Source organism: uncultured Salinibacterium sp. (assembly GCF_963974405.1).
Lineage (GTDB): Bacteria > Actinomycetota > Actinomycetes > Actinomycetales > Microbacteriaceae > Rhodoglobus.
This window is the reverse complement of the sequence record NZ_CAXBBH010000002.1, coordinates 166,049-186,375: the sequence shown is the minus strand read 5'-3', so window position 1 is coordinate 186,375 and position 20,327 is coordinate 166,049. Positions and strand designations below refer to the sequence as shown.

Genomic DNA, 20,327 nt, shown 5'->3' with positions numbered 1-20,327 from the left:
GCGGCAGCGGCAGCGGCAGCCCACGCTAAAGCTCAAACTTACAGGCGCACCGGCAGCGGCTGCGGCAAACAGTGCCTAGGAGAAGTCGGCGTCGGGCGCGCTTCCGTAGCTGAACTCGATCTTGGGGCGCCAGCCACTGTTGAGAACGCCACCGCTCTCTTCGAGGTAGCAGGCTCCGCAGAGCGACTTGTAACCGACATCCACACCATCGATGGCAACCTGGTCGCCATCGAAGATGAAGTCATCGCCGACAGTGCGCGCATTGAACACAGCCTTGCGGCCGCAACGGCAAATGGTCTTGAGCTCTTCGAGCGAATGCGCGATCTCGAGCAAACGACGGCTGCCGGGGAACGCAACAGTCTGAAAGTCAGTGCGGATGCCGTACGCCAGCACCGGAACCTTCTCCACGATAGCGATACGCAGCAAGTCATCGACCTGAGCCTCGCTAAAGAACTGGGCCTCATCCACGAGGAGACAGCTCACGGGCAAGCCGGTCTTCTCAAAGACTTTCGCACGCTCCCGCGCAAAAACGTCGTACACCTCATCGACGGGCGAGATCGTGAAATCTACCTGACGGGTGACTCCCAGTCGCGAGACGATCGCATTGTCGCCCTTGGTGTCGATGTGAGGCTTGGCAAGCAAAACCTGTTGACCACGCTCTTCATAGTTGTAAGCCGCTTGCAACAATGCGGTGCTCTTGCCACTGTTCATTGCTCCGTAGCGAAAATACAGTTTGCTCATCAGCGTAGAAATCCATCCTCAGCGGCCCGACGAATCAGGTCTGCCTTTTTGCTAGCCGGCCGGTTGGCCTTTGCGTACTTTTCCCGCACTCGCCGCAAGTACGTTTTCGCGGTCTCGTATTGAACATTCATGCGCTCAGCGACCTGCGGTGTGCTTAGTCCAGAAGCGTACAGGGTGAGAGCATCTGCCTCACCAGCACTCAGCTTCGGTTTGGATTGATCGGCCGAGCCCGAGGGCAGCGGGCGCCAGTCGTGCTGTTGCGCACCCTCCGCTTCGACGCCCATGATGTGACGTGCAGCATCCATTACTTCATGCATGGGAAGCGACTTGGAGAGGAAGGTTGCTGCGCCGGCAGCGAGCGCCCGATCGCGCGCTTCGCGGCTGTCGAGGCTGGAGAGTACGATCACTTTTGCTCCGGCTGCCCGGCACGTGCGCACGCGCGCCTCGATCGAGACGGGCTCCTTGAGTTGGAAGTCAAGGAATACCAGTTCGGTCGGGAACTTGTCGCTGTGCACGAGCTCGAGCCACGTGCTCGCGGTGAGCACGACGTCGAAGTCGGGAGCGTTGTTGGTGATCCAGCTGTTGAGGCTATCGAGCAGCACTTCGTGATCGTCGAGGATGGCGAGCCGAATCGGCGGACGGTCACCGAGGTGAGCGCTGAGGTGGGTCTCAGGGGGTGTCATACGTGAACCTAACAGTGAGGGAGGGCGATCGATAGGAAATGCGCAGTCCAGTAAAAACTACGCGCAAAACGGCGATGTAGGGCGCCAGCGTCGAACGCCAGGAGGATTCGTTCGAACCCACGCTGCCCGTTACGGTGATCGCGGCACCCGTGGGAGTTTTCTCGATACGCAAACGCACAGTGTCTGCGATCAAATCGGTGCCCGAAGCAACGGCGAGAACGGCCGCGCGGAGCGCCGTGCGTTGGTGAGGCGTCATGGCCGCGGCAAGACGCTGCGGGTCTTGCACTCGCCGCCCGTCATCGAGAGCGCCGAACGAAGTGGCAACCACAGATTCGAGCCAGCTGCGGTTCACTTCGCTCACCATCAGACTGCGAATGGATTCCGAGTACTGAGCGGCGCGAGCGCGATCTTCGGGCGAGACGATTCTGCGCTGAGCAAGTTCGGTGAACAGCGGCACAACGTCGCGGTTGAGGATCGTGACGCGGTCTTGCTGCACAGAACGGGCGACGCTGTCGTGTTCACGGTCTAATTGACGACGCGCTGCCCGCCGGGCACGCGCTTCCCAGCGCTTGTGAGTGCTTGCCAAGGAACGAGCGAAGGCTGCACCGCCGAGCGACATCGTGAGCACGGGAGTCATCGTGAACAGCACCACGATCATCGGCGGTGCTGCGACGTCGGCCACCGACGATTGTACTAGACCAATAAACCCGGTGAAGATCGACGCCACAATTCCGAGAGTCACCAGTTCGGCAATGGGACGATAGGGCGCGAGCGCCATACACATCACCCCAATGACGAGCGGGCCCCAGAAGTCGGTGAGCAGTGCTCCCCCTGAACCGATGGATGCCGAGCTCAGTGCGAAGGCGATGATCAGCAAACCGACGATGAGGGCATGCAGGCCGCCACTGAACGGCGGACGAATCGGGCTCGTCGTCACGATGTAGAGCACGGCGGATACGGCGATGAAGAACAAGGCCGCGTTCGCAAGGAACGGATCCTCAATCTGCCCCGCCCGGTTAGAGGTAACCACGACGCTAAAGACCAGAGAGCCGACGACGGCGACGATTCCCGCGGGACGCCCATCGAGGGTTCCGAGCGGATCTAGCTGTTGAACGGTGGTGGTGTCGACGATTGACCTCATTCGCTCACCGCCCCGGTAAGCGCCGGCTGATTCTCCGACGTAGGCACTCGGATCATTACCGAGGTCCCAAGGCCCGGCGTGGACCAGACCTGAACAGTGCCCGACACCAGTTCAATCCGGCGACGAACCGACTGCCGAAGGCCCAGACGATCATCCCCGGTTTCAGCCTCATGAAAGCCCTTGCCCCCATCGACAACAAGCACGCTAACTTCGTCGGGAGAACCGAAGACGGCGACCTCGGCCTGCATCACACCCGAGTGCTTGATCACGTTCACGAGGCACTGCTTCACGGCCGGTCCGAGCGCGGCCGCGCCTCGAGCATCCAACCGCGACAGTGCGGCGAGGTCGCCCGTCACCTCGACTCCAAGTTCAAGCGCGCGAGCTTCACTGATGGCGGTGTACAGCGGGCTGCCCTGCCAGTCAAAACGCGGATCGTCGACCTCGTCCGACGCCGCGGTGGAGAGCCATTCCTCACCGATGAGCACTTCAAGGTCACGCTTGATCTCGCGCTGGAGTTGCTCGCTCATCGCGCCGAAGGGTGCGTTCGCGATGGCCGCGAGATGGCTGAGCACGGTGTCGTGCATGACTGCAGCCGAGGTCGCCTCAATTCCGTAGCGCAGACTTGCGAATTCATCATCGCGAGCCGCCCGGTGCAAGTGAGACTGCACTCGGCGCACGCCGCGTTGGCTCGACCGAAGGATGAAGAGAACCACGACTACGGCGGCAAAGACGATGTAGCCAGTGGGGTGCCAGTGAGGGTCGCCGGTGAGCTGCCACGCAGCCAGCGCAGATGTACCTTGCGCCGCAACGAGCCCGAGCGTGACCCAGAGCACGCTCCAGGGAACAGTGCGCGCTGCCCCGCCCACCAGCATGAGGCCGACAACGGGCAAGTTGAGGAGATAGCCCCCCACCGGTCCCAGCGGACTGAGCTGTGAAACCACGGTCAGGGTGTACCAGTAGAGCGCCGGGGCTCCAATGATGAGGTGGGCCACCGTGAAATAGGTCGTACGGTAGCGATTGACGAGAGTGACGGTGACGAGCAGCGGCACTAATGCGAGTGCTGCCGGCCACATGACAAGCCCGATATCTCTCGCTTGCAGGCTGATGACGCCCAGCAACGCGATACTGAAACAGACGAAGGCCACCGTGTTGATCGTTCGGGCGAACGCTCGACTCACGCTTTCTTTGCGCAGGTGGGCAGGCAGGCCGATAGACATGCGTGCTCCCCTTCGCCGTGTCGCAGATGCAACTGCTCCAGTATGGCAGCATTCGGGGTACGCGGTGTACCCCGCAGACGGGGTACGTTTGCTGGAATATCCGGTTAATCAGGGTACAAAATGACCCTTATTGCCGACCTTACGGGTTAATGTGAAGCGTCTTAGCCGTGCGCTCGAGCGTGGCCTGAGCAAGCTCGGGCGAATCAGACAGCTGCTGACCGAAGCTCGGAACCATCTTCTCGATCTTCGGACGCCAGTCATTCATGCGTTCGGGGAAGCACTTTTCGACGAGCCCGAGCATGATCGGCACAGCCGTGGATGCTCCGGGTGATGCGCCGAGAAGACCCGCGATGGTGCCGTCAGCCGACGACACAACCTCGGTACCGAACTGCAAGACACCGATCTTCTTCGGGTCTTTCTTCATGACCTGCACACGCTGTCCGGCGGTAATGCGGTACCAATCTTCTGGCTTCGCATTCGGCACGAACTGCTTGAGCTCTTCGAACTTGGTCTCGGGGCTCGCCAAGAGCTGGCTCACCAAGTACTTGACGAGCGAGAGGTTGCTGATACCGGCCGCGACCATCGGCAACAGGTTGTGCCAGCGGATGGAGGCGAACAGATCGAGAACAGAACCGGTCTTCAAGAACTTGGGACTGAATCCGGCGTACGGACCAAACATCAGGCTGCCCGTGCCATCGACCACGCGGAGGTCAAGATGCGGAACCGACATCGGAGGCGAACCGACGGCAGCCTTGCCGTAGACTTTGGCGCTGTGCGCCGCGACCACGTCCGGATTATCAGTGCGCAGGAACTCACCGCTCACCGGGAAGCCACCAAAACCACGAATCTCCTTGATGCCTGACTTCTGCAGCAAGTTGAGCGCGTAACCGCCAGCGCCCACAAAGACGAAACGCGCGTTGATAGGTTCAACAGGAGTGCCGCCCACATCATGGCGGAGCTTGAGGTCCCATGAACCATCGCTCTGACGCTTAAGATTCTTGACCACAATTCCCGTGTTGAGTTCGGTGCCCGACTCGACGAGATTGCTCACGAGGTACTTCGAAAGAGCGCCAAAATCGACGTCAGTTCCCGAAGGAATGTGAGTTGCGGCGACAGGCTCCGACTTGCGGCGGCCCGGCATCATCAGAGGCGCCCAGCCGTGAATCACTGCAGGATCTTCGCTGTACTGCATGCCTGCAAACAGCGGGTGATCCTTGAGCGCCTCAAACCGCTTGCGCAGGTAGTCGACGTTCGTCTCGCCCCACACGAAACTCATATGAGGGGTCGGGTTGATGAACGAGCTCGGCTCGGGCAGCGACCCTTCGTTGACAAGGTACGACCAGAACTGACGCGAAACCTGGAACTGCTCATTCACCTTTACCGCGCTCGAAATTTCGATAGAGCCATCGCTCTTTTGCGGGGTGTAGTTCAGCTCACACAGCGCGGAATGTCCGGTGCCAGCGTTGTTCCACGGGTTCGAGCTCTCTTGAGCCAAATCGCCCAAGCGTTCGAAAATTTGGATCTCCCAGTCAGGCTGCAGTTGCTTCAACAGCGTTCCCAGGGTGGCACTCATGATTCCGCCGCCGATAAGCGCGACGTCGACGGTTTTCTTCACAACTCCACTTTAGCCGTCTGTTAAAGCCCTAACGTGCGAAGAGCCTGATCCATCTGTGTTGCCATCTCGGCGTAACCGTCATCGTTGGGGTGCAGCCCGTCACTGGCCATCCACTCGGGGTGCCCTTCGATCCAGTGCGAGGCTCCCGGAATGTAGTCGGCACCGCTGGCCGCGGCCGCAGCTTCGACCCACGAAATGATGGTCTCTACCGAGTCGGGCCGCTCATCCGTGTACCAAAACGGCTCAACAACAATGAAGCGGGCATCCGGCAGCGCGGTCGTCAAACGATCGAAGTCGTCCGTGATCTGCGCTTGGATGTCGCTTGCTCGCGCACCGAAACTGAAGTTGTCGTTCAGCCCCATCGTCACAAACACGATGTCGGGGCCATCCGCGATTATTTGGCTGGGCAGATCGCCATCACCGAATGTCGTGCGATTGTTGATGAACCCCAAGCCATTGACGCTCGGATTGAACTCGCTCCAGTCGCGCTGCTCGCTCACCACCGTCGACCAGCGGTTGTCGGCATCCGCTGCTCCTGTTCCGAGCGTGTAGGAATCGCCGTAGAAGGCGACGCGCACGTCGTTCGGATCACGCTCTTCCGCTGGCTCGGGCGTGCTGCAGGCCGCGAGGCCAAACGACGCCGCCACGACGACGGTTGCGGCAATGGTGCGGGTTACAGAATCGAACTTCATGTCTAGGGTTCGGTGCGGGTGCCCCGATCGGTAGGGAGAACTCCCCCGCCAGTTGCCTTACAACCCCAGAACGCGCAGCGCTCGGTTCATGTGTCCCGCGATAGCGGCGTGGCCTTCGTCGTTGGGGTGAAGCTCATCGCTCGCCATCCATTCGGGATGACCCTCAAGCCAGTACGAGGCGTGGGCGATGTATTCCGCGTCGACCGCCTCAGCAGATTCGCGCACCCAGGAGATGATCGTCTCGACCGACTCCGGGCGCTCATCCTTGAACCAGAATGGCTCGACCACGATGAGGCGCGCCTCCGGAAGCTCTGTCGCCAACCGAGTGAGATCGGTCGCGATGTTCGCACGGATCTCGTCGGCTTGAGAGTCGAACGTGAAGTTGTCGTTCAAGCCCATCGTCACAATCACCACATCGGGATTGTCGGCAATAATGAGGCTCGGCAGGTCTCCGTCGCCCACGATCGTGCGGTTGCGGGCGTAACCGAGACCACTCACGCTCGGATTGAACTCGCTCCATTCGCGCTGCTCGCTGAGCAGCGTCGACCAGCGCAGTGCTTGCACGGTGGCGCCGGAACCGCGCGTGTAGGAGTCACCGTAGAACGCGACGCGCACGGCGTCAGGGTCACGATCATCCACCGCAACGGCCGTCGATACGCACGCCGAAAGTCCGAGCGTCACGGCAACCATCACGGTTGTCAGGAACGCGCGCACTATCGAGGAGAAGCGCATCGCGGTGAAAGCGGAGTGCGGGGAGAAGGCTCCCGCTACACCGAAGCCTTCGCGATGATCTTCGCTGCGACGAGTTCTGCAATCTGCACCGCGTTGAGAGCGGCGCCCTTGCGCAGGTTGTCGTTGCTGATGAACAGCGCGAGACCGCGACCGTTCGGCACGCCCTCATCCGCACGGATGCGGCCCACAAAGCTGGGGTCGGCACCGGCGGCTTCGAGAGGCGTCGGGATGTCGCTGAGGCTCACACCCGGAGCATCCGCCAGCAGTTCCGTGGCACGCTCGGGGCTCAAGGGCTTGCTGAACTCCACGTTGATCGACAGCGAGTGGCCGGTGAAGACGGGCACGCGAACGCACGTGCCGCTCACCAGAAGGTCGGGCAGCTCGAGAATCTTGCGGCTTTCGTTGCGCAGCTTCTTCTCTTCGTCGGTCTCGTTGAGGCCATCGTCGACGATGCTGCCGGCGAGCGGAACCACATTGAAGGCAATGTTCTTGGGGAAGTTATTGGGAGCGGGCATCGAGACGGCAGCGCCATCTTCAACAAGGCCCATCGCGTTCTGCGACACTGCGGCCGCAGCCTGCTCGAGCAGCTCTTCGCCACCGGCAAGGCCTGCGCCCGATACGGCTTGGTAAGTGCTGACGATCAGGCGCTCGAGGCCCGCCTCGGCATGCAGAACCTTCAGCACGGGCATCGCCGCCATCGTGGTGCAGTTCGGGTTCGCGATGATGCCCTTGACGGCCTGGTCGATCGCGTGCGGGTTGACCTCGCTGACGACCAAGGGAACCTCGGGATCCATGCGCCAGCCCGACGAGTTATCGATGACGGTGACACCGGCAGCAGCGAAGCGCGGTGCCTGAGCCTTCGAGGTCGTCGCTCCCGCAGAGAATATTGCAACGTCGAGCCCCGTGGGGTCGGCAACAGCGGCATCTTCAACGGTGATCTGCTCACCCTTGAACGGCAAAGTCGTGCCGGCGCTGCGCGATGACGCGAAGTAGCGAATCTCCGCTACCGGAAAATCGCGCTCTTCGAGCAGACGGCGCACAACAGCACCGACCTGACCGGTCGCCCCAACAACACCAATACGGATGCCTGCATTACCCATGAAAACCTCTACCTACAGTCTGCGTTCGGCAACACTAGCGCCGAACGGCCCAATCTACGACAAGCGGTGGCCGTGAGGCCAACGGGAAACTAGCGGCCCGTTCCCGCGTGAACGACAGCTTCTTCGTCACCATCAAGCCCGAACGCGGTGTGAACAACGCGAACAGCTTCAGCCACAGTGTCGGCACGCGTCACTACAGAAATACGAATCTCACTCGTGGAGATCATTTCCATGTTGATGCCAGCCTCGAAGAGCGCCGTGAACAGTCGAGCCGACACTCCGGCGTTGGTACGCATACCGCCGCCGACAACCGACAGCTTGCCGATCTGGTCGTCGTGTTGCAGCGACTCGAAGCCGACTTCTTCTTGACGGAAGGTCAGTGCACGCAGCACGTCTTCGGCATCCGACTTCTTCAGGGTGAAGGAGATGTCGGTGCGACCCGTGGATGCCAGAGAAACGTTCTGAACGATCATGTCAATGTTGGCATTGGCGGAGGCCACGATCGTGAAGATCTGCGCAGCCTTGCCGGGAACGTCAGGAACTCCCACCACCGTGATCTTCGCTTCGCTCAGATCGGAGGCAACACCTGTGATGATTGCTTCTTCCACGCTCTCTCCATCCTTCGGATTGACCACTAACGTGCCCGTGTTGTTGTTAAACGACGACCGCACGTGAATTGTTACGCCATGCCGGCGCGCATATTCGACCGCACGCACATCAAGAACCTTGGCGCCCGCGGCAGCAAGCTCCAACATCTCTTCGCTCGTGACGACATCGACTTTGCCCGCTGACTTTACGATGCGGGGATCCGCCGTAAAGATTCCGTCAACATCGGTGTAGATCTCGCAGGTTTCAGCGCCGAGGGCGGCAGCCAAGGCTACGGCCGTGGTGTCGGAACCGCCGCGACCGAGGGTCGTGATGTCCCCTGTTCCCCGGTTGAAGCCCTGGAAGCCCGCAACGATGGCGATAGCGCCGTCATCGAGAGCTTCTTTCACACGGCGAGGAGAAACTTCAACGATGCGAGCTGCGCCGTGCTGAGCATCCGTGACCATACCGGCCTGGCTACCTGTATAACTGCGGGCATCGACACCCAAGCTTTTAATCGACATCGCCAGGAGCGCCATCGAAATTCGTTCGCCAGCGGTGAGCAGCATGTCGAGCTCGCGGCCGGTGGGCACAGGCACCACCTGCTCGGCAAGGTCGAGAAGCTCGTCAGTGGTGTCGCCCATGGCAGAGACCACGACGACTACGTCATTGCCGCCCTTGCGGGTCTCGACGATTCGTTTCGCGACGCGCTTAATACTCTCAGCGTCGGCAACGGACGAGCCACCGAACTTTTGAACGATGAGGCTCATTGTTCTCCTGAAGCGTGTGTTTGCGGGCGAATGCTGCCCGAAGTGCGAGTCTAACGGTGCGCGCACTGCCGCCGAAGTTCGTTACGGGAGTGCTAGTTGTCGATCGTTCGACGACCCTCAAATGCACGACCGAGGGTTACCTCATCGGCATATTCAAGATCTCCGCCGACCGGGAGACCGGATGCGAGGCGGGAAATTCGAAGGTTGGGTTGAACGAGAAGCCGCGTGAGGTAGGTCGCGGTTGCTTCACCTTCGAGATTGGGGTCGGTCGCGATGATGACTTCTGTGACGACGCCGTCAGCCAACCGGCCAAGCAGTTGTTTGATCCGCAACTGGTCAGGTCCGATTCCATCGATAGGGCTGATGGCCCCACCGAGTACATGATACAGCCCGTGGAATTCCCGGGTGCGCTCGATCGCAACGACGTCTTTTGCTTCTTCGACGACACAAATCGTTGCCGGCGAGCGGCGCGCATCACGACAAATTGAACACGTCTCGTGCTCGGTGACGTTGCCGCAGATTGCGCAGAAATGCACCTTGTCGCGGATGTCATTGAGCAGTTCTGCCAGCCGGCGCACATCGAAGCTTTCGGTCTGCAAAATATGGAACGCAATTCGTTGTGCCGATTTGGGGCCGATACCGGGCAGCCGACCGAGTTCGTCGATCAGTTCTTGAACAATTCCGTCGTACACGGCTTACTCGTCTCTCGGCTGGGGCACTACTTTTGGCGCCACTTGCTGCTCTTCAATAAAGGTGGCGTTCAGCAGTTCGCGCACGACCGCTTCGCCATAGCGGGAGCGGTCCATTTGTGCGGCGGTTGCCGACATCGTTGCGCGAGCCTGCGACTCCGGCGGCGCCGGGGGTGCCGCCGCAGCTGCCGCCGCAAGGCGGTCAACTGTCGGATCGACACTGGATTGTTGGGCTCGTTGCGCTTGTTGCTTGACAGTTTCGTTCGTGGCCGCACCACCGCGCGCCATCGAAGGATCGGTTTCGGGTTCTGGCTCTGATTCCGGAATGGCGGCTACGGCCCATCCGCCGGGTTCACGGTCTTCGGCCGGCGCGGGTTCTTCTGGTTCAGGGCCCTCATCGACGGCCGGCGCTGTCTGCTGTGGCGTGCGTGGCTGTGCAGCGGCCTGTAGTGCAGTTGCTGCGGCTGATTCAGGGCTCGATGGTGCCGGAGCGACAGCCGTCTGCGGGCCCGAAGACGGCGTGGATGGTGCTCCTTCTACCTTGGCGATGAACGCGGGCTCGAAGCCGAGAACGTGCACGAAAGCCTTCTTGAGGTAGTCTCCAACGCCTTCGCCTGGCGCGCTGCGCTGCTTAAGAGCTTCGACATCTCGTTCACTCGGGAACGAGAGCACAAGAATTTTGTCGTCACGCAGTTCGAGAGGCTTGGCAGTGAAGACAACCATCCAAGCCGAGCGCTTGAGCGTCTCAACGACCTCAAGAATCTCAGGCCAAGCATCTTTGACTTGCTGAATCGAGATGGGAGTGGTTCGTGGCTCGGCGGGAGCCGAGAGCCCAGAGCTGGCTGCCGGGGCCGCAGCAGCGTCACCCTGAGCGGCAGACGCTGTCTGCTCTGAAACGGACGCTGGGGCAGAAACACGTGCGGACGCAGCAGCTGCCGGTGCCGCAGGCACAGTGGTTGCGCGCGCTGAGGGCGTCACTGGTGGCGCAGCAGCCGATCCGTCACCTTCGATACCAATGCGACGCTCAAGGCGTTCAACACGCGCAAGAGCACCCCGCTGGGTGTCATCGCTCGCGGGGACCATAATGCGGGCCACCATGAGTTCAAGGTGCAGCCGCGGCGACGTGGCACCCGTCATGTCCGAGAGTGCCGCGTTGATCACATCGGCTGCGCGCGACAGCTCGGCGGCGCCTAGAGTGTGTGCCTGCTGCCCCATGCGCTCAAGCTGGTCATGAGGGATGCCGCGAAGCACTTCGGCGGCGCTGCCCGCGGTTGCTGCCACGACAATGAGGTCGCGCATCCGTTCGAGCAAATCTTCAACAAAACGGCGGGGATCTTGACCCGTCTGAATGACGCGGTCAACCGACGAAAAAGCGGCCCCGGCATCACCAGAACCGAGGGCATCGATCACTTCGTCGAGCAGCTCAGCGTGCGTGTAGCCGAGCAGTGCAACCGCACGTTCGTAGATAACGGTCTGAGTTTCAGAACCAGCGATGAGTTGGTCGAGCAGCGAGAGAGTGTCGCGCACTGAACCGCCGCCGGCACGAACGACGAGCGGCAAGACTCCTGGCTCGACAGAAACGTTTTCGCTTTCGCACAGCTGCTGAACGTAGTCGAGCATCTGGGCTGGAGGCACCAAACGGAAAGGGTAGTGATGAGTGCGCGAACGAATCGTGCCAATCACCTTGTCTGGCTCGGTCGTCGCAAAAATAAACTTCACGTGCTCCGGCGGCTCTTCCACAATCTTGAGCATTGCGTTGAAGCCCTGGGGCGTCACCATGTGAGCCTCATCGAGGATGAAGATCTTGAAACGGTCGCGGGCAGGAGCGAACACAGCCCGCTCGCGCAGGTCACGGGCATCTTCAACACCGTTGTGGCTTGCAGCGTCAATCTCGACAACATCGAGCGACCCACCACCATCTCGCGAGAGCTCAACACACGACGCACAGACACCACAGGGAGTGTCGGTCGGGCCCTCTGCGCAGTTGAGGCAGCGAGCCAAAATGCGGGCGGATGTCGTCTTGCCGCAGCCTCGAGGACCGCTAAAGAGATAGGCGTGATTGACCCGATCGGTGCGTAGCGCTGTGCGCAACGGATCGGTCACTTGAGATTGGCCGATGAGTTCAGCAAAAGTCTCGGGCCGGTATCGGCGATATAGGGCAGCAACCACGCCCCTAGCGTAGTCGTGACCGCTGACGATCCCAACGCGCCCGGAGCAAACAAGCGAAGCTCAGAGGCAGAGTTCAGAATTTTTGATCTCAACCAAACCGTTCGCCGCACACCTCCGAATCATCTCTGGTCGGCTGGTTACCGACCATCGCCACACCTGATCCGTGGCAAGCGTTACCCGAATAGACGTGCAGGGCTCCCCGGGGGGATGGAAAACCCTGCACGCACTTTGCTCTCGAGGCGAGTGGTTGGGTGGCAGCGCTCCAGTGCGCTGTCACCCCTATTCACACGCGATACCGCCTATGGACGTCGAGAAATCTTGCAGCAGCCCGCCCGGAGCCAGTAGGAGCCATAGACCGCTCGGATCTACGAACAACTACTTTCGCGATGACCACAATTGCCCCCTCACCGCAAGGTCAACGAACGCGCTGCGCACACATCTCAACTCGAGTAGCTGCGAGAGACTCGCAGAGTGGTTAGCCCGAGCTGATGCCGCATGGATCCGACCTCGACTTCACACTAAATCGTCGCTGTGCCGCAAAGCAAGAGTCCACAAAGGGGGTCAAGAGGCCGAACTATCGGGTTACTGCGCCCACCGATTCTCGAGCGATCTGCAGCTCCTCGTTCGTCGGTACCACAAGAACCTTTATCGGGGAATCAGATGCCGACACCACGCGTTCATCTCGTCGAGCTTCAGCATTGGCGGCGGCATCCATCACGATGCCAAACGATTCAAGACCCTCAACCGTCGCGAGACGTGTGTTGGCGTTGTTCTCTCCCACCCCGGCTGTAAAGACGATCGCGTCGGCTCCGCCCAAGGCCACGAGGTAAGCACCGAGGTAGTGACGAAGCCGGTGGTAGTAGACGGCGAGCGCTGCTTGGGCTCGTTCGTCTCCGGCATCCGCTTTCGACTGAACGTCACGCATATCGCCCGTTCCCGTCAGGCCAAGCAGGCCGCTCTCTCTGTTGAGAAGGTGGTCGAGTCCGGGAAGATCCATGCCAGATCGACCGAGATGAAAGAGCACGCCAGGGTCAATGTCGCCGGAACGCGTGCCCATCACGAGGCCCTCAAGCGGCGTCATCCCCATCGATGTTTCCACGCTGCGCCCGCCATCAATGGCACACACGGAAGCCCCATTGCCAAGATGGAACACAATCAGCTTGAGATCGGCAAGATCTTTGCCGAGCACCTCTGCTGCACGCTCGGCAACATAGCGGTACGAGGTGCCGTGAAAGCCATAACGACGGATGCCGTGAGTACGAGCCAGCTCCGTGTCGATCGCGTAGGTATAGGCCGCTGGCGCGAGAGTGCCATGAAATGCGGTATCGAAGATTGCCACATGAGGGACCGTAGGGAAGGTTGCTCGCGCCGCCCGAATCCCCTCAAGGTTGGCGGGGTTGTGGAGCGGGGCGAGCACCGAGATCTCTTTAAGCCGATCTTCGACCTCATCGGTGATGACGGTAGCGGCCGTGAACTCCGCTCCCCCGTGAACAACCCGGTGTCCGACAACGGCCGGATGCTCGTCTCCCAGTTCAGCCAAAATCTGACGCATTCCGTCGTGGTGGTCCGCTGCGCCTCCGCCGGGTTCCCCGATGCGTTCCACGATGCCGCCGCTATAGACGGAGCCGGATTCGGCATCCAAGAGTTCCCACTTGATGGATGACGAACCAGAATTCACTACGAAGACGGTGGTCATGCTTGCTCCTGAGCTTGTGCGGCCACGGCTTGCGCCTGAATTGCGGTGATCGCGACAGTGTTGACGATGTCTTGCACGAGGGCTCCGCGCGAGAGGTCATTGATGGGTTTGCGGAGTCCCTGCAGTACCGGCCCAATCGCGACGGCACCTGCACTGCGCTGCACCGCTTTGTAGGTGTTGTTTCCGGTGTTGAGGTCGGGAAAAACAAAAACGGTGGCGCGGCCGGCAACCTCTGAATCGGGCATTTTTGATTTGCCAACCGCAGCATCCACGGCAGCGTCATATTGAATAGGGCCATCGACAGCAAGATCGGGACGACGCTCCATGACGAGAGCGGTCGCAGCGCGAACTTTGTCGACATCCGCTCCGCTGCCCGAGGTTCCGGTGGAGTACGACAGCATGGCAATGCGCTGCTCAATACCGAACTCTTCGGCCGTTGCGGCCGACGAGATCGCGATGTCAGCCAGCTGGGCCGCATCCGGGTCAGGGTTCACCGCACAGTCGCCGTACACGAGCACGCGGTCTTCAAGACACATGAGGAACACGCTTGACACGATTGACACATCAGGTTTCGTTTTGATGATCTCGAAGCTGGGCCGAATTGTATGCGCCGTGGTGTGCGCGGCGCCCGAGACCATGCCGTCGGCAAGTCCCAAGTGCACCATCATGGTGCCGAAGTAGGACACGTCGGTGACGGTCTCGCGGGCGACATCCATCGTCATGCCCTTGTGGGCTCGCAGCTTCACGTACTCGGTAGCGAATCGGTCGCGTAGCTCTTCATCAAAGGGGCTCAGGATGCTCGCCTCCGAGATATCGAGACCGAGCTCAGCCGCGCGGCCACGCACTTCACCCTCGTCTCCCAGAATCGTGAGCTTGGCAACGCCACGGCGCAGCAGCGTGCTTGATGCCCGGAGAATACGATCGTCGCTGCCCTCCGGCAACACGATGTGTTGCGGGCGTTGGCGGGCTCGATCGAGCAGGCCGTACTCAAACATGAGCGGTGTCACGACCGTGGGCGGATGCAAGTCGAGGCGGCGCATGAGCTCGGCGGCATCCACATGTTGCTCGAACAGCGCAAGCGCGGTATCGAACTTACGGGGCGACTCTGCGGCCAAGCGGCCTCGCGTCTTCGTAATGGTGCGAGCGGTGTCATACGTGCCGAATGACGTACGAATCACGGGCAGTGAGACATCCAGTCCATCCATCAGGCGCTCAATCTGCGGCAAGAGATCAAAACCACCGTTCAGGATGATCCCCGCGAGCGAAGGAAACGTCTCCGACGCGTGCGCCATCAGTGTCGCAAGCAGCACATCCGATCGGTCACCGGCAACCACCACGACCGAGCCCTCGATGAGACGCTGCAGCACGTTCTCCATCGTCATGCCGGCCACGACGACGCCGAGCGCTTCACGCTGCAGCAGGTCAGCATCACCGCGCAGCAATTCGCCATCGACAGCGGCCAGTAGCGAGCCAAGGCTCGGAGCAATAAGGAAGGGGTCTTCGGGGATAGCCCAGACCGGAGTATCGTCGCCGACCGCAGCGCTCACTCCCCCGATGATGTCGTCGAGATGATCGGGGTCTGACCTATTAACTACAACGCCGACCAATTGGGCGTGAGCGGCATCCAACTCTTGATGCGCGATCGAATACACCTGAGCCATGTCGTCGGGGCTGCGGCTTTCACCATCCTCAGACTGACCGCCTAAGACAAGGAGCACCGGGGCACCCAGATTCGCTGCCACTCGCGCGTTGTACGACAGTTCGGTTGGGCTGCCAACATCCGTGTAGTCAGAACCCACGATCACCACGACATCGCACTGCGCCTCGACAGCCTTGAACCGTTCGATAATGCGACTCAGAGCCAAGTCGGGGTCGGCATGAACATCGTCATAACCGACGCCTACGGCATCGTCATAGTTGAGGTTTACAGCCTCATGACCAAGCAGCATCTCTAAGACGTAGTCGCGTTCGTCACTCGTGCGCGCCACAGGTCGAAACACCCCCAGCCGTTTCGCTTCACGACTGAGCGTGTCGAGCAGACCGAGGGCAATCGTGGACTTGCCAGCGTGGCCCTCGATGGAGGTGATGTAAATGTTCCGCGTCACGCGTTCAGCCTACGCGTCGAACATGCTGATCAGCACAAAAGAAAAGACCCCTCGCGCACCCGCCAGAGCCCGGTTACCCTTGCTACGTTTCCGTCCTGGGGGAGTTGGCCTGGATGGCGCCACGCGAGGAGCCACTCCCAGTCTACCCAAAAATTGGGCACCACTGCGCGGCTGCCAGAGTGCGCCCATCCGCACAGATCGTCGCGCCGATCGTCGCGCCGATTACCGCTGAACCTCCGACCCCGTTATGATCACTTGAGGTTGTTTGCGTTAGCGCGTAGCAAACCTGTCAGGAGAATTCGCCTAGTGGCCTATGGCGCACGCTTGGAAAGCGTGTTGGGTGCAAGCCCTCGGGGGTTCGAATCCCCCATTCTCCGCACTGAACGATGATGTCGCACGGCGCGAACTGACGAAGGGATTGCCGTTGTCACGGAACGGCAATCCTTACGATCTGTCACCACGAGATCCTCGTCACCGGGTTATTCCGCCACGCAGTCTCTTTCATCGCGGTATCACCGCAGCTATCCTCTTTGTTGGCCCGGTCTTCGGTGTTCTTTACCTCATAGTTCTCCCCGACGGGCAGTGGCTTGCAGTTGTTGTCACACAGATTGTCGCCGTAGTGGTCGCTGTCTGCGCCAGCATCGCCTTTTTCCGCGTCGGAATCTGGCTATCCCCCGACGCTGATGTGATTAGCGAGCGTGGATTTTTTGGGCGCGTCACTCACTTCAACAAAGCCGAAGCTGAATACATTCTTCTCTCCGAGGTCTACACCAGCGACGGCTCAGAATCGCGCCCTCAGCTCACCGTGATGGGGGCCGACAATCGTCGCCTCCTCCGAATGCGGGGTCAGTACTGGGCTCCCGAGCATCTCGATACCGTTGCCGCCGGTCTGCCGATTCCCGCGACGCGCATACCCGGCACGGTATGGATCAGCGAAGTGCGTGAAGACTACCCCGAGTCTCTCTACTTCTTCGAACGGCATCCCACCGCCTTTGTTGTGGCCGCCATTGGAGCAACCGCCGGCACTGCAGCAACCCTCATGCTCGCACTAGCCCTTGTGCGGATGCTCAGCACGTAGGCCTCGGGGCCACTAGCTAGCACCCGCAAACACACGAGCCGCGCCATCCGTCACCGTCAAAGCGGATCGGGAAGACGCGGCTCAGTGCCGTACGGGGAACTTAGCTCTTGACCGAACCGCTCATCAGGCCACCGATGAAGTACTTGCCAAGCACGATGTACACAACAAGCGTGGGTAGCGATGCCAGCAGAGCACCCGCCATTGCCGCACCGTAGTTGGCGAGCTGGGCACCCTGAGCAAGGTTATTAAGCGCGAGCGAGACGGGCCCCTCGTTTTGGTTCGACAAGAACAGCGCGAACAAGAAATCGTTCCATGCCGAGGTGAACTGCCAAATAATCGTCACGACAAAGCCCGGAAGCGACAGCGGCAAAACGATGCTGCCGAACGTGCGCAGCATCCCCGCGCCATCCATGCGAGACGCCTCCATGAGCTCATGAGGAATGCCAGCGTAGTAGTTGCGGAAAATCAACGTACAGATCGGCAAACCATAGATCACGTGCACAACTAACAGCGTCGACACATCGCTCGGCAGGCCCAGACTCGTCTTCATTTGCACGAGCGGCGTCATGATCGCCTGGTAAGGAATGAACATTCCGAACAGGATGAACGTGAAGACGACATCCGCGTAGGGGAAGCGCCAGCGTGCAAGGACAAACCCATTCATCGCGCCCAAGAATGAGGCGATGAGAGCGGCCGGAATCGCGAGCAAGAACGTGCGACCGATGGATGCCGACAGGGCGTTCCAGGCGAGCGACCAGTTGTCGAAGCCAGTGGGCCCGCCTTCGAGCGCGGGCTCCCATGGCCAACGAACGGGCAACCCCCACGAGGTGGCGGGGTTCACGTCCTGCGGCGGCTTGAGACTCGTCACGATCAGCACGTAGACGGGCATAAGCACGATAACGAGGAACAGGATGAGCAGTACGTATTTGACAGTGCGCGTCATTCCGGCGCGAACACGAATCGACGACTGCTGCGGCATTCCCGAAGAGCGGGAGTTCGCGGATGTGCCGGGCTTCTTATCGAGTCCAGTGTCGACACTCATCGTTGCCTCTTCTCTGCGCGGGCAGTGTAGATCAGGTAAGGAACGATCACGACGGCAACAAAGAGCAACAGGATCGTCGCAATCGTGGCCGACTTGGCGTAATCGTTAGAGGTCAAAGCGACCCAGAGGTAGGTTGCGGGAACCTCGGTCTGGTAGATCGACTTCGTGATGGCCATGATGAGGTCGAATACCTTCAACGACATGTGACCGACGATGATGAGGGCGGAGAGCGCAACGGGGCTGAGCTGCGGGAAAATCACGTAGCGGTAGAGCTTCCATTCGGTTGCGCCATCCATGCGGGCGGCTTCACGCAGCTCTTCGGGAATGCCGCGGAAGCCCGAAAGGAAGAGGGCCATAACGTAGCCGGCAAGCTGCCAGATGGCGGGTAGGGCGATCGCCGCCATGCCCCAGCCGGGTTCGTTCCACCAAGCGTTCTGCAGAAAGTCGAGACCCAGATTCTCGAAGACGCGGTTGAGTCCGGATGCCCGATCGCCTTCAGCGCTGTTGAGCAACCAGCGCCACACGACACCGGATGCCACGAACGAGATCGCCATGGGGAACAAGAACACAGAGCGGAAAACGCCCTCAGCGGTGACACCCTTGTCGAGCATCCACGCCCACAAGAATCCGAAAATCATGGTGCCGCCGATGAAGAACACGGTGAATACACCAAGGTTCTGAAGCGAGTGGATGAAGCGTTCCTCAGCGAAGAGCGCGAAGTAGTTGTCGAAACCTACGAACTCGGTTGCAGGAACAAGGCTGCTCCTATTGCTGAGCGACACCGAGATGTTGGCGCCGATCAGGCCGTACACAAATATCCCAAGAACAACAATCGTGGGGGCTATCAACAGGAGCGGTGGCCCCCAGTTTTTGTATCCTTTTTTCACGCGCGAGCTCCTTGGTTTGCACGGTAGTAGTGGGTGGGGGCTGTACGCCCCCACCCACTGATATCTCGTAGTGCTAGTTAGCCTTGAGCCTTGTCCGCTGCGGCAACGAGGCCAGAAAGCAGCGAAGCAGCATCGCGGTCAGCGCCGAACTTGCCGATAGCCGAGGAGATGTCTCCCGACCAGGCAATGCTTGCGGCTGCACCGTGAGCAAGCGAGCTCACTACGGTGTCTTCACCGAAGGAGGTGATCGCGGTCTGCTGGTACGCGGGGTAGTCAGCAGCAACCGTGTCGGTACGAGCCGGGATCGAACCCTTAGCAAGGTTGAACGCCTTCTGGCCCTCAGCCGAGCTGATCGTCGTCAGCCAGTCGATGGAAGCAGCCTCGTGAGGAGCACCTACCGGAAGAGTGAACGAGTCAGCGAGGAAGTCGAATACTCCGTCGGTGCCGGGGGTAGCCCAGGTGGTGTACTCGTTGTCGTAGGTCCAGCCAGCCTGCTGGAATGCAGACTCAGCCCAGTCACCCATGACGTTGTACCCGGCGTTGCCGTCGAGAACGATCTGCGTTGCAGCATCCCAGTCGAGGCCAGCGAAGTCGCTGTTGGTGTATTCGAGCAGCTCGCCGTAGTGGCCGATCGCGGTCTCGACTCCAGCGTCATCCCATGCGGTGTCACCGGTCCAGAGGCCCGAGTAGCCCTCTGCGCCAAGGTCAGCGATGAGAACGTTTTCGAAGAGCTGCATCTGAGTCCACTCGGTACCGAGAGCGAGAGGAGTCTCGACTCCGGAATCCTTGAGCTTCTTCAGATCAGCGAGCCAGGCATCGATGTCAGCGGGAGCGGCCATCGGGTCGATGCCCGCATCCTTGAGCACCTGGGTGTTGGCCCAGACGACGTTCGCGCGGTGGATGTTGCTGGGTACGGAGTAGATGGCGCCGTCAACGGTGATGCGCTCGATCAGGCTCTCGGGGAAGACGTCGGTGAGGCCGTTCTCTTGGTAGAACGAGCTCAGGTCTTGAAGCTGGCCGGCGTTGATGTAGTCGGTCAGTTCTGCTCCGGCGTGAGCCTGGAACGTGTCCGGCGGGTCATTCGACTCGAGGCGCGATGCGAGAGCGGCCTTCGCGTTCGAGCCGGCGCCGCCTGCAACTGACGCGTTGATGAACTCGATGTCGGGGTTCTGCTCGTTGAAGACCTTGACGAGAGCGTCGAGACCGACCTTTTCAGATCCTGAAGCCCACCAAGTAAATACCTCAACTTGGTCTGCGTTTTCCGGGTCAGAGCCGGTGTCGCTTGAGCAGCCTGCAAGAACGAGGCCTAAGGCCACCGCCCCTGCGATAATGGAAAGTGGCTTACGCATTCTGTGTTCCTCCATTGGAAAGTGAGTGCTGTTCCG

General features: G+C 60.4%; 17 protein-coding genes, 1 tRNA gene and 1 other RNA gene. 2 read left to right on the top strand and 17 right to left on the bottom strand.

What is annotated here, in order from left to right:
- Positions 1 to 75: 75 nt before the first annotated feature.
- The 14 genes from AACZ26_RS09310 to ffs all read right to left on the bottom strand — a co-directional run bounded on the left by AACZ26_RS09310 (position 76) and on the right by ffs (position 16,071).
- Positions 76 to 741 (bottom strand): thymidine kinase, encoded by a 666-nt coding sequence (locus AACZ26_RS09310; RefSeq protein WP_339620984.1) that lies wholly within the window; start codon positions 739 to 741, stop codon positions 76 to 78.
- Positions 741 to 1,424, bottom strand: a complete 684-nt coding sequence (locus tag AACZ26_RS09305; RefSeq protein WP_339620983.1) for a response regulator — start codon at positions 1,422 to 1,424, stop codon at positions 741 to 743. Before AACZ26_RS09305 ends, AACZ26_RS09310 begins: the two co-directional genes overlap by 1 nt.
- Positions 1,411 to 2,565 (bottom strand): hypothetical protein, encoded by a 1,155-nt coding sequence (locus tag AACZ26_RS09300; RefSeq protein ID WP_339620981.1) that lies wholly within the window; start codon positions 2,563 to 2,565, stop codon positions 1,411 to 1,413. Before AACZ26_RS09300 ends, AACZ26_RS09305 begins: the two co-directional genes overlap by 14 nt.
- Positions 2,562 to 3,782, bottom strand: coding sequence for an ATP-binding protein (locus tag AACZ26_RS09295; RefSeq protein ID WP_339620980.1), 1,221 nt, complete (start codon positions 3,780 to 3,782; stop codon positions 2,562 to 2,564). Before AACZ26_RS09295 ends, AACZ26_RS09300 begins: the two co-directional genes overlap by 4 nt.
- A gap of 139 nt (positions 3,783 to 3,921) precedes the next feature.
- Positions 3,922 to 5,397, bottom strand: a complete 1,476-nt coding sequence (locus tag AACZ26_RS09290; protein ID WP_339620978.1) for a malate:quinone oxidoreductase — start codon at positions 5,395 to 5,397, stop codon at positions 3,922 to 3,924.
- A gap of 20 nt (positions 5,398 to 5,417) precedes the next feature.
- Positions 5,418 to 6,089, bottom strand: coding sequence for an SGNH/GDSL hydrolase family protein (locus AACZ26_RS09285; protein WP_339620976.1), 672 nt, complete (start codon positions 6,087 to 6,089; stop codon positions 5,418 to 5,420).
- A gap of 57 nt (positions 6,090 to 6,146) precedes the next feature.
- The gene (locus AACZ26_RS09280; protein ID WP_339621619.1) at positions 6,147 to 6,779 is read right to left on the bottom strand and encodes an SGNH/GDSL hydrolase family protein; all 633 of its coding nucleotides are present in this window, start codon (positions 6,777 to 6,779) and stop codon (positions 6,147 to 6,149) included.
- Between the two features lie 77 nt (positions 6,780 to 6,856).
- Positions 6,857 to 7,921, bottom strand: coding sequence for an aspartate-semialdehyde dehydrogenase (locus AACZ26_RS09275; protein ID WP_339620974.1), 1,065 nt, complete (start codon positions 7,919 to 7,921; stop codon positions 6,857 to 6,859).
- Positions 7,922 to 8,010: 89 nt separating this feature from the next.
- Entirely contained in the window at positions 8,011 to 9,276 is a 1,266-nt protein-coding gene (locus AACZ26_RS09270; RefSeq protein ID WP_339620972.1) for an aspartate kinase, read from the bottom strand.
- Positions 9,277 to 9,368: 92 nt separating this feature from the next.
- Complete coding sequence (recR, locus tag AACZ26_RS09265) at positions 9,369 to 9,968, bottom strand: recombination mediator RecR (protein WP_339620971.1); 600 nt, start codon at positions 9,966 to 9,968, stop codon at positions 9,369 to 9,371.
- A 3-nt stretch (positions 9,969 to 9,971) separates the two neighbouring features.
- Positions 9,972 to 12,134 (bottom strand): DNA polymerase III subunit gamma and tau, encoded by a 2,163-nt coding sequence (locus AACZ26_RS09260; protein WP_339620970.1) that lies wholly within the window; start codon positions 12,132 to 12,134, stop codon positions 9,972 to 9,974.
- A 574-nt stretch (positions 12,135 to 12,708) separates the two neighbouring features.
- On the bottom strand, positions 12,709 to 13,830 hold the full coding sequence (locus AACZ26_RS09255) for an acetate kinase (protein ID WP_339620969.1): 1,122 nt from the start codon (positions 13,828 to 13,830) through the stop codon (positions 12,709 to 12,711).
- A complete protein-coding gene (pta, locus tag AACZ26_RS09250; RefSeq protein ID WP_339620968.1) occupies positions 13,827 to 15,935 on the bottom strand; it encodes a phosphate acetyltransferase in 2,109 nt (702 codons plus the stop codon). Before pta ends, AACZ26_RS09255 begins: the two co-directional genes overlap by 4 nt.
- 39 nt (positions 15,936 to 15,974) lie before the next feature.
- An RNA gene (ffs, locus tag AACZ26_RS09245) (signal recognition particle sRNA small type) lies at positions 15,975 to 16,071 on the bottom strand.
- A 156-nt stretch (positions 16,072 to 16,227) separates the two neighbouring features.
- Here ffs and AACZ26_RS09240 point away from each other — a divergent pair.
- Positions 16,228 to 16,312, top strand: a tRNA-Ser gene (locus AACZ26_RS09240).
- Positions 16,313 to 16,359: 47 nt separating this feature from the next.
- Positions 16,360 to 17,013 carry a hypothetical protein gene (locus AACZ26_RS09235; RefSeq protein ID WP_339620967.1) on the top strand — a complete coding sequence of 218 codons (654 nt, stop codon included), beginning with the start codon at positions 16,360 to 16,362 and terminating at the stop codon, positions 17,011 to 17,013.
- Between the two features lie 100 nt (positions 17,014 to 17,113).
- Here AACZ26_RS09235 and AACZ26_RS09230 read toward each other — a convergent pair whose 3' ends face one another.
- The 3 genes from AACZ26_RS09230 to AACZ26_RS09220 form a co-directional block, all read right to left on the bottom strand.
- A complete protein-coding gene (locus AACZ26_RS09230) occupies positions 17,114 to 18,055 on the bottom strand; it encodes a carbohydrate ABC transporter permease (RefSeq protein WP_339620966.1) in 942 nt (313 codons plus the stop codon).
- A complete protein-coding gene (locus AACZ26_RS09225; RefSeq protein WP_339620964.1) occupies positions 18,052 to 18,942 on the bottom strand; it encodes a sugar ABC transporter permease in 891 nt (296 codons plus the stop codon). Before AACZ26_RS09225 ends, AACZ26_RS09230 begins: the two co-directional genes overlap by 4 nt.
- Before the next feature lie 77 nt (positions 18,943 to 19,019).
- On the bottom strand, positions 19,020 to 20,291 hold the full coding sequence (locus tag AACZ26_RS09220; RefSeq protein WP_339620962.1) for an ABC transporter substrate-binding protein: 1,272 nt from the start codon (positions 20,289 to 20,291) through the stop codon (positions 19,020 to 19,022).
- Positions 20,292 to 20,327 lie beyond the last annotated feature (36 nt).

Excerpts from the sequence above, each read along its gene's own strand:
- AACZ26_RS09310 (WP_339620984.1), bottom strand. The coding sequence starts at position 741 with ATGAGCAAACTGTATTTTCGCTACGGAGCAATGAACAGTGGCAAGAGC.
- AACZ26_RS09305 (WP_339620983.1), bottom strand. The coding sequence starts at position 1,424 with ATGACACCCCCTGAGACCCACCTCAGCGCTCACCTCGGTGACCGTCCG.
- AACZ26_RS09300 (WP_339620981.1), bottom strand. The coding sequence starts at position 2,565 with ATGAGGTCAATCGTCGACACCACCACCGTTCAACAGCTAGATCCGCTC.
- AACZ26_RS09295 (WP_339620980.1), bottom strand. The coding sequence starts at position 3,782 with ATGTCTATCGGCCTGCCTGCCCACCTGCGCAAAGAAAGCGTGAGTCGA.
- AACZ26_RS09285 (WP_339620976.1), bottom strand. The coding sequence starts at position 6,089 with ATGAAGTTCGATTCTGTAACCCGCACCATTGCCGCAACCGTCGTCGTG.
- AACZ26_RS09280 (WP_339621619.1), bottom strand. The coding sequence starts at position 6,779 with ATGGTTGCCGTGACGCTCGGACTTTCGGCGTGCGTATCGACGGCCGTT.
- AACZ26_RS09275 (WP_339620974.1), bottom strand. The coding sequence starts at position 7,921 with ATGGGTAATGCAGGCATCCGTATTGGTGTTGTTGGGGCGACCGGTCAG.
- AACZ26_RS09270 (WP_339620972.1), bottom strand. The coding sequence starts at position 9,276 with ATGAGCCTCATCGTTCAAAAGTTCGGTGGCTCGTCCGTTGCCGACGCT.
- AACZ26_RS09255 (WP_339620969.1), bottom strand. The coding sequence starts at position 13,830 with ATGACCACCGTCTTCGTAGTGAATTCTGGTTCGTCATCCATCAAGTGG.
- AACZ26_RS09230 (WP_339620966.1), bottom strand. The coding sequence starts at position 18,055 with ATGAGTGTCGACACTGGACTCGATAAGAAGCCCGGCACATCCGCGAAC.
- AACZ26_RS09220 (WP_339620962.1), bottom strand. The coding sequence starts at position 20,291 with ATGCGTAAGCCACTTTCCATTATCGCAGGGGCGGTGGCCTTAGGCCTC.